Source organism: Photobacterium sp. AWH4_225 (genome assembly GCF_056158405.1).
The window spans coordinates 2,389,079-2,406,577 of the sequence record NZ_JBSWTF010000001.1; the positions used below are offsets into that span (position 1 = coordinate 2,389,079).

Sequence of the window (17,499 nt, forward strand, 5' to 3'; positions counted from 1 at the left end):
TATTATGCGGGAACGGTAATTGTAGGGGACTTAGGTAAGTGTTCTACGCACAAATTTGAGTAGGTACGTCAGCATCACTGTACTGACGGATAGAAAGGCCATTTTCGTTGAACAGATGCAGGTTGTGGTTATCCATATACACCTTTACCTTATTGCCGGTAACGACCGGTTCATCGGTCGGTAGATGAATCTTGAAGCCATCAACACCTGCATATTGGCCAAACAAATAGGTACTGTTACCCAACCTTTCAACCACATCAGATTGGAACGTAATACCAATAGTATTTTCCTCACTACTTTGTGGTTTGAGGAAGATGTGTTCAGGACGGATCCCCACCTTAACCGCCTGGCCAATTTCAACACCGTCTGTATGGGCTGCTATAGAGACAGACTGGCCATCGGGCAAGGTAAGCGTCAATGATTGTGGCTCTTTTTTCGCTATCATAGCCGGGATAAAATTCATTTTCGGCGAGCCGATAAAACCGGCAACAAACTCATTGGCTGGCTGATAATACAGCTGCAAAGGTGAACCTACCTGCTCTACCCTGCCATCGCGCAATACCACTATCTTGTCGGCTAGTGTCATGGCCTCGACCTGATCATGGGTGACATACACCATGGTATTTCCCAGCTGTTTGTGCAGCCTCGCAATTTGGATTCGCATTTCAACCCGCAGCTCTGCGTCCAAGTTGGACAGAGGCTCATCGAACAAGAAAACTTCCGGATCGCGAACAATCGCACGACCAATAGCTACACGCTGCCTTTGCCCGCCCGATAACTCCTTCGGCTTGCGCTTGAGCAATGCTTCTAGCTGGAGAATATCGCTGGCATGTTTCACCCGCTGCTTGATCACCTCCGGTTTATCTCCCACCATCTTGAGACCAAAGCCCATGTTTTCTTCCACTGTCATATGTGGATATAACGCATACGACTGAAACACCATTGCGACACCACGCTCTGAGGGCTCAACGTCATTCATGTTGACCCCGCCAATGCAGATATCGCCTTCAGTAATGTCTTCCAAGCCAGCAATGAGCCTGAGAAGGGTAGATTTACCACAACCCGACGGACCAACGAAAACAGTGAACTCGCCATCTTCGATAGTCAGATCAATACCGTGAATAGTTTGTACTTTTCCAAATCGTTTCACTGCGCGATTTAGGGATATACCAGCCATATAATTTCATCCTCTGAGATTACGGGACGTCAGCAAGGCTACTTATCAAACAACTAGAACGTTATTTACGCTACCCGATTGTAATGCTGCAGTAAACGTTTCCAGAGCAATAACCCTCATCTTTTTAACATAGTGTGAGCTGAGTACACCTTGTAGCCTTCGCATCGAATAATAGTGATTGATAACACAATTCACTCAATACAAACAATGTATTAGATTGAAATATCTATGTTTTAGCCTTATAGGCGAGAGATATGCCTAGCTTTAAATCGCCTATATCATCCAGATCCATGTCACACATTGTGAGTAATATCACCACCATTTATGGAAACGTTTCCTTGATCACGTTTTATTAACACCATTATCGATATCGTAACCACGCAAATCACTTTGCGTCATCAAACAGCTATCAAAACAACACCTAGAACATACAAAACAAGTTGGTAAGTACGCTTGCCAATGAACCGAGATCTCTGCATACATGGAATCGGAGCCTAGTATGATTCATTCTTCTTCAGCAGAAGCGACATTGAATAGAAGCAGTGATGCTAAACAAAAAAGGAAGCGGATTATTCCTATTTCTTTAGTACCTTGGGTCTTTCTCGCCCCGGCATTGGTGCTATTTTCTATTTATGTCCTTTACCCCATTATTAATAGTTTCAACCTCAGTTTGTACCAGTGGGATGGTATGGGCGAAAAAGTCTGGGTGGGTTTTGAAAACTACATAGAGTTATTTGATTCAGAAACCTTCTATACCGCACTGACCAATAACTTGTTGTGGCTGGTTATGTTTATGCTTGCCCCGCCAATTGGTCTAGCTATCGCATTATTTTTGAATCAAGAAGTGAAAGGAATACGCTTGATTAAAGCGCTGTTCTTCTTCCCGTTTGTTATATCGCAAGTCATTGTCGGCTTAGTCTTTACTTGGTTTTATGACCCTAGTTTGGGCCTGTTAAATAGTATTCTGGCTTTTTTCGGTGCAGAGCCTATTGCGCTGTTATCGAGCGATCAATACGTCACCTATGGCATTATTGCTGCGGGGCTATGGCCGCAAATTGCCTATTGCATGATTCTCTACCTCACCGGGCTCAACAACCTTAACCCTGAACTGATTGAAGCTGCACGACTCGATAACGCTAAAGGTTTCAAGCTCCTCAGACACATTATTTTGCCCCAGCTTTCACCTGCGACATTCATCGCTGTAGTCGTGACGGTAATTGGCGCCCTGCGCTCATTCGACTTGGTTGCCACCATGACAGCAGGCGGTCCTTGGGGAAGCTCAACAGTGCTGGCTTACATGATGTACGAGCAGTCAATTTTCAACTACCGAATGGGTTACGGAGCCGCTATTGCTGTTGTGCTCTTCCTGATCATGGCTATCTATATCGCCTTTTTCTTAACTCGCATGTTAAGGAGTGAGAAATAATGTTTCCGACACCTATTAATAAATCATCCCGGACGATCAATATTGCCTATCGGGTAGCATTGCCTTTTTCAATTATTTTATGGCTACTACCACTTCTGGCTATATTGCTAACTTCGGTACGCTCTATAGAAGATATCAACCAAGGAAACTATTGGGGCTGGCCCACCAGCTTTAATTTAATCGAAAACTATCAAATGGTTTTCCAAACTACCGACATGGGGCAATATCTTCTTAGCTCGTTGATTATTACACTGCCAGCTGTAGCCGGTGCCGTTGCCCTTTCGACGCTTGCTGGTTTTGCATTGGCAAAATACAAATTCAAAGGCAATATTTGGTTACTTGCCATCTTTATTGCCGGTAACTTTGTCCCGTTTCAAATATTGATGATCCCTGTTCGCGATCTCACTATCAGTGCAGGCTTATATGACACCCACCTTGGGTTAATTATTTTCCATGTCGCTTTCCAGACGGGTTTCTGCACCTTGTTTATGCGCAACTTCATCGTCAGCCTTCCCAATGAATTACTTGAGGCAGCGCGCGTTGAAGGCGTCAGCGAGTTCAAGATTTTCTGGTACATCATCTTGCCATTAGTCCGACCTGCCTTGGCAGCGCTATCGGTACTGGTCTTTACCTTCATCTGGAACGACTACTTCTGGGCACTGGTATTGGTACAAAGCGAAGAGGTACGCCCTGTTACCGCAGGGATCAGCGCATTGCGTGGCCAATGGCTGGCGTCTTGGAACCTGATCTCCGCTGGCGCCGTACTGGCTGCGCTTCCGCCTGTCGCTTTGTTCTTTGCGATGCAGAAACACTTCATTGCTGGGTTAACCCTAGGCGCGACCAAAGGTTAAACGGAAATACAACTACCCTACTAATAAGGATAAATGATGAAAAAACTACATAAAATCATCACCGCTACCACGCTGGCGATGAGCATAGCATCGACTGCTTTCGCCTCGGAGCTGATTATCAACTCAGATCAAGCCGATCCGGCACCAAAGGCCGTCTTTGACAATATGGTTGCCCAGTTCAAGCAGGAAAATCCGGATATTACCGTTAAATACAACCTGTATGACAAAGAAGCCTATAAGACAACACTGCGTAACTGGTTGGTCACCTCTCCACCCGATGTCGTATTCTGGCATGCTGGTAACCGGATGAAGACTTTTGTCGACCGCGGTTTGCTGGAAGATGTCAGTGACGTGTGGCAAGCTAACAACATGTATGAAGATTTCACCAGTACCATCCCTGCTATGACAGTTGATGATAAGCAATGGGGCGTACCGTTTACCTACTACCAGTGGGGCATTTACTACCGAAAAGATATCTTCGACAAATACGACATCAGCGAACCTAAAACCTGGGAAGAGTTCCTAGCCGCGTCGGAAACGCTGAAACAAAACAACATCGCCCCTATCGCCATCGGGACAAAATACCTCTGGACGGCGGCTGGCTGGTTTGACTATATCAACCTGCGCGTCAATGGGCTGGACTTCCACCTCGATCTGATGGATGGCAAAATCCCTTACACCGATAAGCGGGTTCGCAATACCTTTAATACTTGGCGAGAGCTGATCGACAAAGGCTACTTCCTGGAAAACCATGCAGGTTACTCTTGGCAGGAAGCCCAGCCGTTCTTGTACCGCGGCGAAGCAGCCATGTACTTGATTGGTAATTTCATCACCCCTAACTTCCCTGAGGAGCTAGAAGGTAAAATGGGCTTTATGCAATTCCCAGCCATTGATCCTGAGATTGCGATGGCCGAAGAAGCTCCGATTGATACTATCCACATCCCAAGCAAGGCGAAAAACAAAGACAACGCTCGAAAGTTCCTAGCATTCATTGCACGCGCTGAGAACCAAACCAAGATGAACGAGGCACTGCTGCAGATCCCGACCAATAATAAGTCTACGGTCACTGACGATGTGTTCCTCAACAAAGGGATTGCCATGCTAAACAGCGCATCCGGTACGTCACAGTTCTACGACCGCGATACTGATCCGGCGATGGCACAGGAAGGAATGAAAGCATTCCAGGAGTTCATGGTTCATCCTGACCGCCTGGACCGAATCCTCAAGCGCTTAGAGCGAACCCGTGCTCGTACTTTCGACAAGTAACTGATAGTAGTGAAATCGATACCACTCCAGTAAAAATGCGGTGTTTTGGGTTTTGATTCCATTCAAGGAGTTTCACATATTACTTGAATTCACACTATTAGCTGACGTATTCTGTGACTATTGTGATTCAAAGTGAAACGTTATCCTTGGGTTCCTAACTCAAAACACTCATAGATAGCTTCTTTACTTGGCTTACCGAGCAATCAGTACTGCTTGGGAGAGAAGTTTGTTTCCATTGATCAAGAAAGCCCAACCCATTGTTTTGTTGGGCTTTTTATTTCCCTACTCTTATACGCACCCCTCCCATGTAATCGTTTCCGGACCTTAAAAACCACACACTGTGCATTTTCTCATCAAAAACAGTCAAAATACGCCGTTAATGTGAGCTAAATTACAATTTCATTAATTGTTTTGCCTTTATTCAATAAAACACGCCACGCCTCACTGTAAACGTTTCCAGAGCAATGCTAGGATCGCTCTTGAGTTAGGACCCATACATAAAAAAACAAAATGATGGAGACGTTTCATGAAACAGAAGATGCTAGCAAAAGCAGTCGGCATAGCACTGATAATGGCCCCACTAGCCAGCCAAGCAGCCGTAGAGAATATTCAATATTTTGGCTATGCCAAATGGGGAAATATCTACACTGACAATGATGACCACAATGATGGCAAAGGTGAGCGTAACGACGTGATCCGCGCCAGCGAAGGTTATGGTAACTACCGTTTGGGTAACGAGCTGAACTGGTGGGAAGCAGGCCTAAAAGCCGATGTGTGGCAAAACGGCGATGCTTACTTCGATACGACCCTCTACCTAGGTAGCGGCGAGAGTTGGGGTGATGTCAGTATCATCCAGATGTGGTCAGCCGGTCATGGCCTGTTTGCCTCACAGCCAAATGCCAAAGTGTGGGCTGGTGAGCGCTTCTACCGCCGCCACGAAGTCCACATGATTGATATTAAGTACTGGGATACATCAAGCACAGGTATTGGTATCGAAGATTGGGATCTAGGTTTTGGTAACGGCCACATTGCCTGGATGGCCCCGAACTCCAGTGCTGATGGCCGCAGCCTGCATAACATCGATGCCCGTATCAGTGACATTGCTATCAGCGACACTGCTGACCTGACCTTTGGCTTGAACTACATTTTCACCCAAAACTCTAGCTACGAAGATTCAGATATCACCACATCTGGCGCCATGCTATCAGCCCTTTACCGCCAAGCTTGGGATTACGGTTCGAATACCCTAGCCCTTCAATATGGTACCGATGCCCTTGCCGGTGGTTTGATGAGTGCTGAAGGCGGCTCTAACCGCAAGTACAGCACAGGTGTTGAACATGACGGTTATAGCTGGCGAATCTTTAACTCTGGCGATCTGAACGTCAACGAAGATTTCCAAGTTATGTACTCCATCGCCTATCAGGATAAAAACCTAGATAACAACGATGGTGAGAAGTGGTTCAGTGTCGGTGCCCGCCCTCAGTACAGCTGGACAGATTACATGGCAACAGCTTTGGAAGTCGGCTATGAAACTGTCGAAGCACAAAACGGCGTAGGTACCAATGACATGTACAAGGTTACTGTTGCCCAGATGTTCCAGGCCGGTAAAGGCGTATGGGCTCGCCCTTCGCTGCGTATTTTCGCAACCTACTCCGAGAAGAACGACGAGTGGAACCGTGGTGGCGATACCTACGGCACAGCTATGCGTAACGCCAGCGGCAAGGACAGCGTTGACGAAGTGACCTTCGGTTTCAACGTCGAGACTTGGTGGTAATCACCCGTTCGCACAAACTTGACTAAAAATGGTACGGGCCTTTTAGGGCCTGTACCCTAAGGAAAAAGCATGAAGAAGAATCAGTTGGCGATCATTTTGCTTGGCCTGAGCCTAACCGCTTGCAGCAGTATTCCAGACACGGCACTCAATGCCGATCTTAACCAATCGGCATGCTGTGAATCTATTGCTGCGCTATCAATCCAACCGTTGGCATTAGATAGCCAACAGTATGTGATTCTCGATGGAAATGGTCAGACTCTCCCTCTCGCCCATGTTGGCAATGAGGGTCCAAAACGCACACCTGCCAAAGCTTATAGTTTGCCGAAAACGGCCTCTCCTTTCATGCTGACAGTCAGTGCGCCGATTAAAAACAACCAAGTCATCGCCCCGGCTATAGCCATTTATGACAATCAATGGCACTTGGTCGAGCAGTACACCACAGAAGATTTCCATTACTTTACCAGTAGCCTAGGCGGTCTCGAGCGCATTGAAGGTAAATTTATCCTTAGCACTCAGCTTAACAACATGGCTTACCTGGTGATCCAGCACGATCCTGAGCAAATTGGCAACCAGCTGGAACGTATACACCCAGAACAGGAATTTGCCGAGTCACAGAACATTATCGGCAATAAACGTCTTCCACTTCTTGCGACATTGTCGCCTGTCGGCGTTGTTGAAATGACCACACAGCAGCACTTCGGAAATCCTGTGGTAGACCTACTTTCAAGCCTAACGGCGAAAGAGGCCTCGACTGCAGCCGTATCAAATACTGCACCGGCTACTGTATCAGAACCTATATCAACAACACCTAAACAGACTGCATCCGTTGACACACAGGACTGGCACTATTTCAAACAACAAATTGATGAAGCCATGAGCCGCGGAAAGCTCAAACAAGCCGTTGACTGGGCAAACAAAGCCGAGTCAGCAGGCCATGAACAGGCCAAAGATTACCTGTTGGATACCTTGGCCCAATAACAGATACCCCAGAATATATAGCCGTATGGCAGCAAACGATCACCGTGCGGCACAGCGACTAAAATTTTCAAAATTACGTAAGATCAATATAAGTAGGATAACGATGACGGCATTTTCTAACATTATTCAGCGCCGAGACTGGGAGAATCCTCAGTCAGTGAACATCCATTGTTTGTCTGCGCACAGCCCACTGGCCAGCTTCCGTGACATTGAAAGTGCACGGGATGCAAAAAATGCCCAGCGCCAGTCATTGAACGGCGAATGGAAATTCAAGCTTTTCGATGCCCCGGAGCAAGTAAACGGCGAGTTCGTGACTCCTAGCTTCAATGATCAGGCGTGGGACAGTATTCCGGTACCGTCTAACTGGCAGTTGCAAGGCTATGACAAGCCAATCTATGCCAACGTCAAATACCCGTTTGAAGTAAACCCGCCTTTCGTCCCGAAAGACAACCCAACAGGCTGTTACCGTACCAGCTTTACGGTAGAAGAAAGCCAGCTACCAGAAACCCGTCGTATTATCTTCGATGGTGTTAACTCTGCTTTTCATTTGTGGTGTAACGGCCATTGGGTCGGTTACAGCCAAGATAGCCGCCTGCCGGCAGAATTCGATCTTTCACAATACCTTGTGGCTGGTGAAAATACCCTTGCAGTGATGGTGATCCGCTGGAGTGACGGCAGCTACCTAGAAGATCAGGATATGTGGTGGCTAAGCGGCATCTTCCGTGATGTTACCCTACTGGCCAAACCTTCACAGTGCATTGAAGATGTCTTTATCACACCAGATCTTGATGCTTGCTACCGTGATGGCAGCTTGTCTGTTGTTACCCATATCAATGCCACTGCTGAACATCAGGTACAGATCCAACTGTTTGATGGTGAGCAGGCAATCACCGAGCCAGTTATTGACCGCCCGAACAACCGTCGTATCGACGAGCGCGGTAGCTACAACGATGTAGTATTCCAAACGCTGTCGGTACGTGAGCCGAACAAGTGGAGTGCCGAAACACCAAATCTATACCGCTGTGTGGTCTCTTTGCTTGATGCCGATGGCAACCATATCGAAAGTGAAGCTTATCAAGTTGGTTTCCGTAAAGTCGAAACCATCGGCGGTCAGCTTTGCCTCAACGGCAAGCCTCTGCTGATCCGGGGCGTCAACCGCCACGAGCACCACCCAGACCTTGGTCATGTTATGACAGAAGCAGATATGATCAAAGATATCTGCCTGATGAAGCAATATAACTTCAATGCGGTGCGTACTGCCCACTACCCTAACCACCCTCGTTGGTACGAACTGTGTGACGAATACGGTTTGTATGTGTGTGACGAAGCCAACATCGAAACCCACGGCATGGAGCCGATGAACCGCCTGTCTGCCGACCCGATGTGGGCACACGCTTACATGAGCCGCTATACCCAAATGGTTCAGCGTGACAAGAACCACCCTTCGATTATCATTTGGTCATTGGGCAATGAATCCGGTCATGGTAGCAACCACAACGCCATGTATGCTTGGTCGAAGAACTTCGACCCATCTCGCCCGGTACAGTATGAGGGCGGCGGCTCCGATACGACCGCAACTGATATCATTGCCCCTATGTATGCCCGTGTTAACACCACGATTGCAGATGAAGCCGTACCAAAATGGTCAATCAAGAAGTGGGTGTCTTTACCTAATGAGAACCGCCCATTGATCTTGTGTGAATATGCCCATGCCATGGGTAACAGCCTAGGCAGCTTCAATGAATACTGGGACGCTTTCCGAGACTACCCTCGCCTGCAAGGTGGCTTTATCTGGGATTGGGTTGACCAAGGGATCAGCAAGTTTGATGACAAAGGCGATCAGTTCTGGGCCTACGGCGGTGACTTTGGCGATACCATCAATGACCGCCAATTCTGCATTAACGGGCTGGTTTTCCCAGACAGAACCCCGCACCCGACTCTGGAAGAAGCCAAACACTGCCAGCGCATGATCACCGTCCAGCTCGATAGCGAAGAGCTATTGGCCAACTGTGTCGCATATACCCTGACGGTGACCAACGAGAACTTGTTCCGTGCTACCGACAACGAGCGCATGAAATGGTCTCTGCTTGAAGATGGCCGTATTATTGCAACTGGCGAGCAGCCACTGGATATTCCGGCAGATAGCCAGAAGACCCTCTGCATCGATATTGACTTCAAGCCCCGTGCCGGTGCGGTTTACCACCTCAATACCGATATCGAGCTACGCGAAACAACACAGTGGGCAGAAGCTGGCCACATTGTTGCCAGCGAACAGTTTGCAGTCACTAACCGCAACTCCCTGGCCTACCCTGCCTTCAGCCGCAGCCAAGCCCCTGTTGCGACTGAAAACGATCAAAACATTTTGGTCAGCAGTGACGACGGCAAGCATAATTGGTGCTGGAACAAAGGCAGCGGCCTGCTGGAGCAATGGACAGTCGAAGGCAAGCCACAGCTTATAGCTTCACCAGCAGATAACTTCTTCCGTGCCCCGCTGGATAACGACATAGGTGTGAGTGAAGTCGATTTCGTTGACCCGAATGCCTGGGTATGCCGCTGGGATGCCGCAGGTATCGGCAAATGGAATCGCGAGTGCGTAGATTGCCAGGTGAATACCCTTAGCCACCACGTCGCTATTACTTCAACGTTTGTGTATACCTTCAATGGTAATGTACAAGCGATCACCGTTTGGACTTACACCTTGGACAGCCAAGGCCAAACCAAGGTAGATATCTCGGTTAAACTGGCTGATGAGCTACCACCTATGCCTCGCATTGGCCTAGAGCTAGCCTTACCGCTACAGCAAGAGCAGCAGCACATCGAATGGCGCGGACTGGGTCCATTCGAAAACTACCCAGACAGGCTGTCGGGTGCACGCTTTGGCCAGTACACCGAAACACTGAGCGGCATGCACACCCCATACATCTTCCCTACAGATAATGGTCTGCGTTGTGGCTGTAACTCGCTGTCTATCGGTAGCTTGAATATCTCAGGTGAGTTCCAGTTCAGCACCAGCCGTTACAGCCAGCAGCAATTGGCGGCAGCGAAACACACCAACGAGCTTGAAGCCGAGCAGCAAATCTACCTGCGGGTAGACCACCAGCATATGGGGGTTGGCGGTGATGATTCATGGAGCCCGAGTGTCCATGAAGAGTTCAAACTGACAGACAAGCAATATACCTACAGCTTGGTAATTAAGTCTGTAGAGGCCTAACCATCAAAACCAGCCTTACCTTGGTAAGGCTGGTAGCTTATATGTTATCCCAGTTCAAAAGGTGATCAAATCAAAGGCTAATTTATAAAAATTTGAACGATATTTTAAAATAATTAGTAGTTAAAATTTTAATCATTAGAAATATGAGTAACCATCTTGGCTTAGGCTAAAATAATAGCCAGCAATAAAATCGCTTGCAGCGACAGGTTGAACAGACTCAATATTTATACTTCTATTGACATAGAAATCTTTCAAAGACAGATAATTACTATTACTTTCTTTTGTCATGCATTCAGTTTGTGTTATGCCACACACCTCATTATCAAACATCATCAGTATAGCTGTGCCAGAATCATTAGATGCAACACGCATACTTCTGCCTTCAACAGAAATAACTCTTGTAGCTCCTTGAGTAAGGTTACAATCGCGGGTAATCCCTAAACCGGAGCAACTAACAGTCGCTCCATTTATAATTTCACTATCTTTAGCATCATCAACGGTAATAGACCGCACAGCATCAGCATTAACACACCCTACTAACAAAGTAGCACTCGAAATTAAACACAATATTTTTTTCATAAAGAAACCTGCATTACCTATACTTCGCATTATTTATACTTTGAGTGTGGAACTATGATAAGCAAGAATATCAACTGACAAAACAACACTGCAAAATTTCTCGCTTGCCCCCTGTCACGATTATTAATTTAAATTTGTCGAAACTTGATACAAATAAATCTATAAAGTGCTAAATAATAAGAAGGTAAAGTTACAAGCAAATAAGTAACACCAACTTCTAAAATATAAACTTCGTTAATATTTAACCTTCTTCTTGGGCAAAGTATCATATCCACTCCTAACAATATCACCAGCTGGGTATCAGTCCCTCTAAAGCAATCGGGTATTATTACTGTCACTCATGAAGTAAACAAAGTGCAGCATGTCGTTTTTCGCTAAGGGGCAGATAGCACTTAAGTAAATATATTCTCGTCTTCACATCGATTTGCATGTTTTCCCATTTCTCACCCGCCACGGATCGATGAGGTAATACCTCTGCGGTGAAATGCTCAATGGTCGCTTACCCCTCCTAAGTCTTTGTATTAATTGCACTTTGATAGGTTTTTCAATTATTTTGAAATACAAAAAGGAGCGCTAAATCACAAAAGTCCCTCATTGTGTGTTATGTTAGTTGGCTTGGGATTAGGTGTAGATACATCGAAGAGGGCCCAGAAAAGGTCATGGAAAAGACCCGCCACTCGAAGAATATTTGCATACTAATCAGTCGATTAATAGACATGGAGTTGGTCATTACATTCGGGGTTCGAATGTACAAGCCTCTTAATTATGGGTTTTAAATCAAATAAATACAGTATAGATTCAACAGATTACCAAGTAGGTCAGGACAACGTAACCAAATGGGGTATGGATGTCCACAACACCGTTTTTACCGCATCAGCGGGCTTATCCATTCTTTTTATTGTTACACTCTTAATTCTTTCACCAGCAGATTCCAAAGCAGCGATTGATGCCGTCAAGGCAGCCGCCCTCTCGAAGTTCGACTTCATCTTCATGTGGGGTGCAAACATACTGCTACTGTTTGCCATTGTTATTGCTTTCTCACCTTTAGGCAAAATCCGCCTGGGTGGCGATGACGCCACAACTGACTTTTCGACCCTGTCATGGATCTCCATGCTTTTTGCTGCAGGTATGGGCATCGGGCTTATTTTCTGGGGGGTCGCAGAACCAACAGCATTTTTCACTAATTGGTTTGGCACACCACTAAATGTCGAGCCATATACTGCCGAAGCAAGAGAACTGGCACTGGGCTCTGCGGTCTTCCACTGGGGCTTCCACGCCTGGGCCATTTATGGCATGACTGCACTCTCATTAGCGTACTTTGTATACAACAAAGGGTTGCCACTTTCGATGCGCTCCGTTTTTTACCCACTACTTGGCGACAGAGTGTGGGGAAGAATTGGTGACGTGATTGACGTAATGGCCGTATTAGTTATTTTGTTCGGCCTCGCAACCTCATTGGGGCTGGGAGGCTCCCAAGCAGCAAGTGGCATCAGCCACGTATTCGGCCTTGAAAATAGCCTATTCCTCCAATTATTGATTATCTTAGTCATAATGGGACTGGCTATTGTTTCTGTAGTCCGAGGCATGGATGCTGGGGTGAAGGTGTTGAGTAACCTCAATATGATTATCGCCTTCCTGTTCATGGGCTTTCTCGTTGTTTTAAATTTCACCACAACATTCGACTCGCTGTTTACCGCTGTCACCGGTTATGTGAAAAACATTATTCCACTAAGCCAAAGCTCTGGCCGTGAAGATACAACCTGGCTACACGGTTGGACCGTATTTTACTGGGCTTGGTGGGTCGCCTACGCGCCTTTCTTTGGTATGTTTGTTGCCCGTATTTCAAAAGGCCGGACAATCCGCGAATTTTTGGTCTGTGTGCTGGTTGTCCCGACACTGGTTACAACAGCATGGATGTCTTTCTTTGGCGGCATAGCTATTGAACAGATCATTGATAAAGTCGGCCTACTCGGCGCAGAGCAAGGCATCACCGACGTATCGCTCAGCTTGTTCTACATGCTAGATGCGTATTCAATCGGCAATATCCTTTCTCTAATAGCCGTTGCACTAATCATTGTCTTCTTTGTAACAACCCTTGATTCAGGCTCGATTGTTGTTGATAGCATGACGGCAGGTGGCAAGTTGGAGCTTCCGATCAGACAAAAAGTTATTTGGGCGGTTATCTCTGCAACCATTGCGATGGTGATGCTGTGGATTGGTGGTACTGACTCTATTCAGGCCCTTCAATCGATTACGATTATTGCGGCACTACCCTTTACGTTCATTCTGATCCTAGGCTGTGTGAGCTTGATGCGAGGCCTATTTACCGAGATTGACCAAACTAAGGCATCTCGTAAAAAATCAGCTTAAGTTACAATAAATTCCCCCTCCATTTGGAGGGGGATTGCTCATCAAGAGCGACTTGATTTATTGATAGATTCCAGAACAGTTCGTCCACTGCCACTAATCTCCTCTCCCACACAAAAACATTCCCCTAACAACTGGCCAGTTCCCGTTTTAGCAAAGGTATCGCTTTTACTAATTGTTGATTCATCACTGCTTGATATTTATTGAGTTTTACTGGTGTCATAGGAGCAATCCTGGGTTATTCCAATCCCTGCTAAAATATAGAATCTGATTATAGTGTTTCTTGTTAATACTGTTTTCACAGTATGGCTTCTAATACCATTTACTAGGCATTGTTATAGTTTATCTAATCAAAACAATACGATGATAACTGGATAAGTTATGAAGTTAGATTTTAAAAAGTCTGCTATTACCACGGCAGCAGCGTTACTCTCTTTACAGGCTTACGCCGCCGAACCCACGTCTACAGTTGTTGCCGCCGATGACATTGAATGGGGATATCTAAACCCATTGCGCGGCGCTTTAAGCCCAGGAGCGGCAGACCTATGGGGTGATCGAACAAAAAATACTGCTACCGGTATGTTGGTGCGCTTTCGGAAAGGGTTTGAGTCACCACCGCATATCCACAACATTACCTACCGTGGCGTGGTAATTGATGGCCTGATGCACAATGATGACCCAACGGCTGAAAAAATGTGGATGCCAGCTGGCTCATTCTGGACGCAACCTGCAGGTGAAGACCACACAACTGCCGCTAATGGCGAGACCAACCTTATCTATCTTGAGATTGATGCCGGTCCTTACCTAGTAAAGCCATCAAAAGAGAAGTTCGACAATGGCGAACGCCCTTTGAACCTACACAGAGATAACATTGTATGGTTAACCAATAACGACCTACACGAGATTGAGGCAGATGGTGTCTTGTCTACCTATGTATGGGGAAGTACCTCTGCAATGGGTGGTTCAATGGTAAAACTACCACCTGGTTTTGAAGGCAACATATCGACAGAGGCCAGTGAGTTCCGTGCAGTTGTGATTGGAGGAGAGATTAGCTACAACTCGAAAGACCTAGATACTGCCATGGTTTTAGGAGCTGGTAGCTATATCGAATCTATAGATAAGTTTACCCACAGTTTTTCAAATATTGGCGATAAGGAGGTGACACTGTACATCCGCACCAACGCTAAATACAGCGTAAAATAATACTGACTCTTAGCTTCAGTGACAAAGCCAGCTAAATTCCAAGATGGAAGCTAATTAAGTGAAAGCTGCCATTGAATCAGTAAATAAAGGCCCGTCGTTTACTTTTCACCCTGCTCACAGCTGAGTAGGGTGATTCAGGTTGCAATAATTAATTCATCCCTTGAAAAAACACTGACGGGGTTTGTTTTATCCCTCCAACCATTGTTTAATGAGCCAGCAGTAAAGAAAGAGGGCTCTATGGCTACCATCAAGGATGTCGCGAAAGAAGCGGGCGTTTCCGTCGCCACGACTTCACGGGTGATTAATAACGCACCACACACCAGTGAAACGGCAATCAAAGCCGTGAAGGCCGCAATGGCAAAACTCGGCTATCGGCCAAATGCTAATGCAAGGGCACTCGTGAGCAAATCGACCAACACCATTGGCGTTTTGGTCAATGATGTATCTGCCCCCTTCTTCGGTACCATGGTCAAAGCCATCGATACCATCGCCAATCAAAATGAAAAGCAGCTTCTTATCGGCAGTGGCTACCATGATCCGGTAAAAGAGCGAAATGCCATCAACCTTCTGATCAACAGCCGCTGTGAATCTTTGGTCATTCACAGTAAAGGACTGGACGATCAGGAACTCATCGATTTAGCCAACGAAATCCCGGGGCTTGTGGTTATCAACCGCATCGTACCGGAAATCGCCTCGCGTTGTATTTCACTCGACAACCGCAAAGGCTCCTACCTAGCTACAGAGTACCTGATCCGACATGGACATAAACACATCGGCTACTTGTGCTCAAGCCATGATATAGAAGATGCCAGAGATCGTAAGGCCGGCTACCTCGAAGCATTGAAAGACCATGGTTTGGAAGCTAACGAAGAATATATCGAATACGGTGAGCCGGATGAGCTTGGCGGTGAATACGCCATGACAAACCTGTTGTCGAAGAACCTACCTGTCACGGCTGTAGCTACTTATAACGACTACATGGCTGCAGGTTGCTTGTCCGTTCTGCATGAGAATAATTTGCGTATTCCTGAGGATATTTCAGTTATCGGTTTTGATGATGGCGACATTGCTCGATACGTTCATCCAAAGCTCACTACGATACGCTATCCGATCCAAGTGATGGCAGAACAAGCAGCAAAGCTCTCTTTGCAACTGGCAAGCGAAAATAAAAATACCAATCAGGCAAGATTGTATAACCCCACATTGGTGCGTCGTTTATCAGTAGGTGTCGCACCGCTGTAACCTTATCTAATCGACAAAACAAGCATCCTAACAATAAGAGCCAGACAAAAATGTTTGGCTTTTTCACGCCTCAATAATGCCTAAAACCACCCACCTAATGATATAGCAAAACCAACTTCCCTTATGGGACTTGATGTCTAAAAAAGTCGGCCATCAAGTACATGCAAAAAACTGTAATTAACATCAAATTAGAAATTTGTTGTAACTTATTTATTCTCACTAGCACTATTTTGCACTTTTCCACAAGCGTATCTTGAGACCGTCTCAATAAGTAACAAGCTGCGAAAATTCACACAAAAGCCATACTTTTATGTACGCATTTAACCACATCACTTTTTCTCAATAGTCAGAAATACGCCAGTACAGGCCGAATTAGTCTTTAGTTGCCAATCAATAAAAGAAACTACATTTCATGGAGAAAACTATGTCTTCTAACTTCAAGTTGGCAGCAACGACCGCGGTACTACTATCAACTCTTTCATTCACAGCAACGGCAGGCGACACTAGATATTTTGCAGATGTAACCCCGAAAAATTACGCTACAGAAGCAAATTTGTGGTGGGACTTCGAAGCTCTTATTAGACATGATGACGACGGCGATAAGCGTCTGATCATTGAAATAGGAGGGATAAACATTAACGACCAGTACAACAGCAAACCAAATGGAGATTTAACTGATCTGGTTGATCAAACGACTTGTGAAACTTTTGATGATGAAGGGGTCAATATAACTTCATGTGCTTTAAATACCCCTTTTATCATTAAAGTATTCGCAGAAGGACAAATGTTTAAATTCACCGCAGAAGACGTAGCTTGGGAAGAGTCGATTGATGATCCTGAAGCCAATTTGTGCGGTGGGACAGGTATCGTTCTACGAACTGATAACAATGAGTTTGTTCCCGATGTACAGCCTGGCGATAGAGTTGTAATAAGCTTGAAGAAAGCTCAAACAGCAAAAGTTGGCGTGGGTTTTTTCTCTGAAGAAGAACCAGTACCAACCGGCATCGCACCAGAAGGATGCCCCGTAGAACCAGTTGAGCCGGAAGAAGAGGAATAAATCCATTACTTCAACTCTTCACTTTTGTGCCGGGGCCTCCCGGCACTTCACTATTGTCAAAATATAAAACCACTACCCCTTCACTTCTCCTGCGATTCCCCCTAGAATTGCCAGCCAATTTCGATTTGGTATGTAAACATGAACCGCAAGAAGAAAATTAACGAAGCGCTGAAGAAAAAGCAGAAAAAAGCAAACGCCAAGTTGCACCGTAGCAACAAGCCACGCTACATCTCCAAAGCTGAGCGTGCCAAGATGGAAGCTGAAGCTCAGCAGGCTGAGCAATCAACGCAAGCTGAACAAGCACAAGATGTGAAAACAGCTGACAGCACTGAAGCCACTAAATCGGCAGAATAATCCCTTACCATCGA

General features: G+C 46.1%; 13 protein-coding genes. 11 read left to right on the plus strand and 2 right to left on the minus strand.

Annotated elements, in window-relative coordinates:
* Positions 1 to 43 precede the first annotated feature (43 nt).
* Entirely contained in the window at positions 44 to 1,177 is a 1,134-nt protein-coding gene (locus tag ACXAD4_RS11260; protein WP_475241395.1) for an ABC transporter ATP-binding protein, read from the minus strand.
* Between the two features lie 499 nt (positions 1,178 to 1,676).
* On the opposite strand from ACXAD4_RS11260, the gene ACXAD4_RS11265 reads away from it, so the two are divergent.
* The 6 genes from ACXAD4_RS11265 to ACXAD4_RS11290 all read left to right on the plus strand — a co-directional run bounded on the left by ACXAD4_RS11265 (position 1,677) and on the right by ACXAD4_RS11290 (position 10,683).
* The gene (locus ACXAD4_RS11265; protein WP_475241397.1) at positions 1,677 to 2,603 is read left to right on the plus strand and encodes a carbohydrate ABC transporter permease; all 927 of its coding nucleotides are present in this window, start codon (positions 1,677 to 1,679) and stop codon (positions 2,601 to 2,603) included.
* Positions 2,603 to 3,454 (plus strand): carbohydrate ABC transporter permease, encoded by an 852-nt coding sequence (locus ACXAD4_RS11270; protein WP_475241399.1) that lies wholly within the window; start codon positions 2,603 to 2,605, stop codon positions 3,452 to 3,454. The genes ACXAD4_RS11265 and ACXAD4_RS11270 overlap by 1 nt, the downstream gene beginning before the upstream one ends.
* A 36-nt stretch (positions 3,455 to 3,490) precedes the next feature.
* Entirely contained in the window at positions 3,491 to 4,720 is a 1,230-nt protein-coding gene (locus tag ACXAD4_RS11275; RefSeq protein WP_475241400.1) for an ABC transporter substrate-binding protein, read from the plus strand.
* Between the two features lie 526 nt (positions 4,721 to 5,246).
* Entirely contained in the window at positions 5,247 to 6,494 is a 1,248-nt protein-coding gene (locus tag ACXAD4_RS11280) for a carbohydrate porin (RefSeq protein ID WP_475241402.1), read from the plus strand.
* 69 nt (positions 6,495 to 6,563) lie between these two features.
* Positions 6,564 to 7,472, plus strand: coding sequence for a MalM family protein (locus ACXAD4_RS11285; RefSeq protein ID WP_475241404.1), 909 nt, complete (start codon positions 6,564 to 6,566; stop codon positions 7,470 to 7,472).
* 103 nt (positions 7,473 to 7,575) lie between these two features.
* Positions 7,576 to 10,683 carry a beta-galactosidase gene (locus ACXAD4_RS11290; protein ID WP_475241405.1) on the plus strand — a complete coding sequence of 1,036 codons (3,108 nt, stop codon included), beginning with the start codon at positions 7,576 to 7,578 and terminating at the stop codon, positions 10,681 to 10,683.
* Positions 10,684 to 10,818: 135 nt separating this feature from the next.
* Here the strand turns inward: ACXAD4_RS11290 and ACXAD4_RS11295 are convergent, their stop codons facing one another.
* Positions 10,819 to 11,262 carry a hypothetical protein gene (locus ACXAD4_RS11295; protein WP_475241407.1) on the minus strand — a complete coding sequence of 148 codons (444 nt, stop codon included), beginning with the start codon at positions 11,260 to 11,262 and terminating at the stop codon, positions 10,819 to 10,821.
* Between the two features lie 765 nt (positions 11,263 to 12,027).
* On the opposite strand from ACXAD4_RS11295, the gene ACXAD4_RS11300 reads away from it, so the two are divergent.
* The 5 genes from ACXAD4_RS11300 (at position 12,028) to ACXAD4_RS11320 (ending at position 17,485) form a co-directional block, all read left to right on the plus strand.
* Positions 12,028 to 13,632, plus strand: a complete 1,605-nt coding sequence (locus ACXAD4_RS11300; protein WP_475241409.1) for a BCCT family transporter — start codon at positions 12,028 to 12,030, stop codon at positions 13,630 to 13,632.
* Positions 13,633 to 14,010: 378 nt separating this feature from the next.
* Entirely contained in the window at positions 14,011 to 14,832 is an 822-nt protein-coding gene (locus tag ACXAD4_RS11305) for a DUF4437 domain-containing protein (protein ID WP_475241410.1), read from the plus strand.
* 237 nt (positions 14,833 to 15,069) lie between these two features.
* On the plus strand, positions 15,070 to 16,074 hold the full coding sequence (locus tag ACXAD4_RS11310) for a substrate-binding domain-containing protein (protein ID WP_475241411.1): 1,005 nt from the start codon (positions 15,070 to 15,072) through the stop codon (positions 16,072 to 16,074).
* A 424-nt stretch (positions 16,075 to 16,498) separates the two neighbouring features.
* The gene (locus ACXAD4_RS11315) at positions 16,499 to 17,131 is read left to right on the plus strand and encodes a hypothetical protein (RefSeq protein WP_475241413.1); all 633 of its coding nucleotides are present in this window, start codon (positions 16,499 to 16,501) and stop codon (positions 17,129 to 17,131) included.
* A 138-nt stretch (positions 17,132 to 17,269) separates the two neighbouring features.
* Positions 17,270 to 17,485 (plus strand): DUF2986 domain-containing protein, encoded by a 216-nt coding sequence (locus tag ACXAD4_RS11320; RefSeq protein ID WP_475241415.1) that lies wholly within the window; start codon positions 17,270 to 17,272, stop codon positions 17,483 to 17,485.
* Positions 17,486 to 17,499 lie beyond the last annotated feature (14 nt).

Bases quoted from the DNA above. Each gene is read 5' to 3' on its own strand.
- ACXAD4_RS11260 (WP_475241395.1), bottom strand. From the start codon at position 1,177: ATGGCTGGTATATCCCTAAATCGCGCAGTGAAACGATTTGGAAAAGTA.
- ACXAD4_RS11265 (WP_475241397.1), top strand. From the start codon at position 1,677: ATGATTCATTCTTCTTCAGCAGAAGCGACATTGAATAGAAGCAGTGAT.
- ACXAD4_RS11270 (WP_475241399.1), top strand. From the start codon at position 2,603: ATGTTTCCGACACCTATTAATAAATCATCCCGGACGATCAATATTGCC.
- ACXAD4_RS11275 (WP_475241400.1), top strand. From the start codon at position 3,491: ATGAAAAAACTACATAAAATCATCACCGCTACCACGCTGGCGATGAGC.
- ACXAD4_RS11280 (WP_475241402.1), top strand. From the start codon at position 5,247: ATGAAACAGAAGATGCTAGCAAAAGCAGTCGGCATAGCACTGATAATG.
- ACXAD4_RS11285 (WP_475241404.1), top strand. From the start codon at position 6,564: ATGAAGAAGAATCAGTTGGCGATCATTTTGCTTGGCCTGAGCCTAACC.
- ACXAD4_RS11290 (WP_475241405.1), top strand. From the start codon at position 7,576: ATGACGGCATTTTCTAACATTATTCAGCGCCGAGACTGGGAGAATCCT.
- ACXAD4_RS11295 (WP_475241407.1), bottom strand. From the start codon at position 11,262: ATGAAAAAAATATTGTGTTTAATTTCGAGTGCTACTTTGTTAGTAGGG.
- ACXAD4_RS11300 (WP_475241409.1), top strand. From the start codon at position 12,028: ATGGGTTTTAAATCAAATAAATACAGTATAGATTCAACAGATTACCAA.
- ACXAD4_RS11305 (WP_475241410.1), top strand. From the start codon at position 14,011: ATGAAGTTAGATTTTAAAAAGTCTGCTATTACCACGGCAGCAGCGTTA.
- ACXAD4_RS11310 (WP_475241411.1), top strand. From the start codon at position 15,070: ATGGCTACCATCAAGGATGTCGCGAAAGAAGCGGGCGTTTCCGTCGCC.
- ACXAD4_RS11315 (WP_475241413.1), top strand. From the start codon at position 16,499: ATGTCTTCTAACTTCAAGTTGGCAGCAACGACCGCGGTACTACTATCA.
- ACXAD4_RS11320 (WP_475241415.1), top strand. From the start codon at position 17,270: ATGAACCGCAAGAAGAAAATTAACGAAGCGCTGAAGAAAAAGCAGAAA.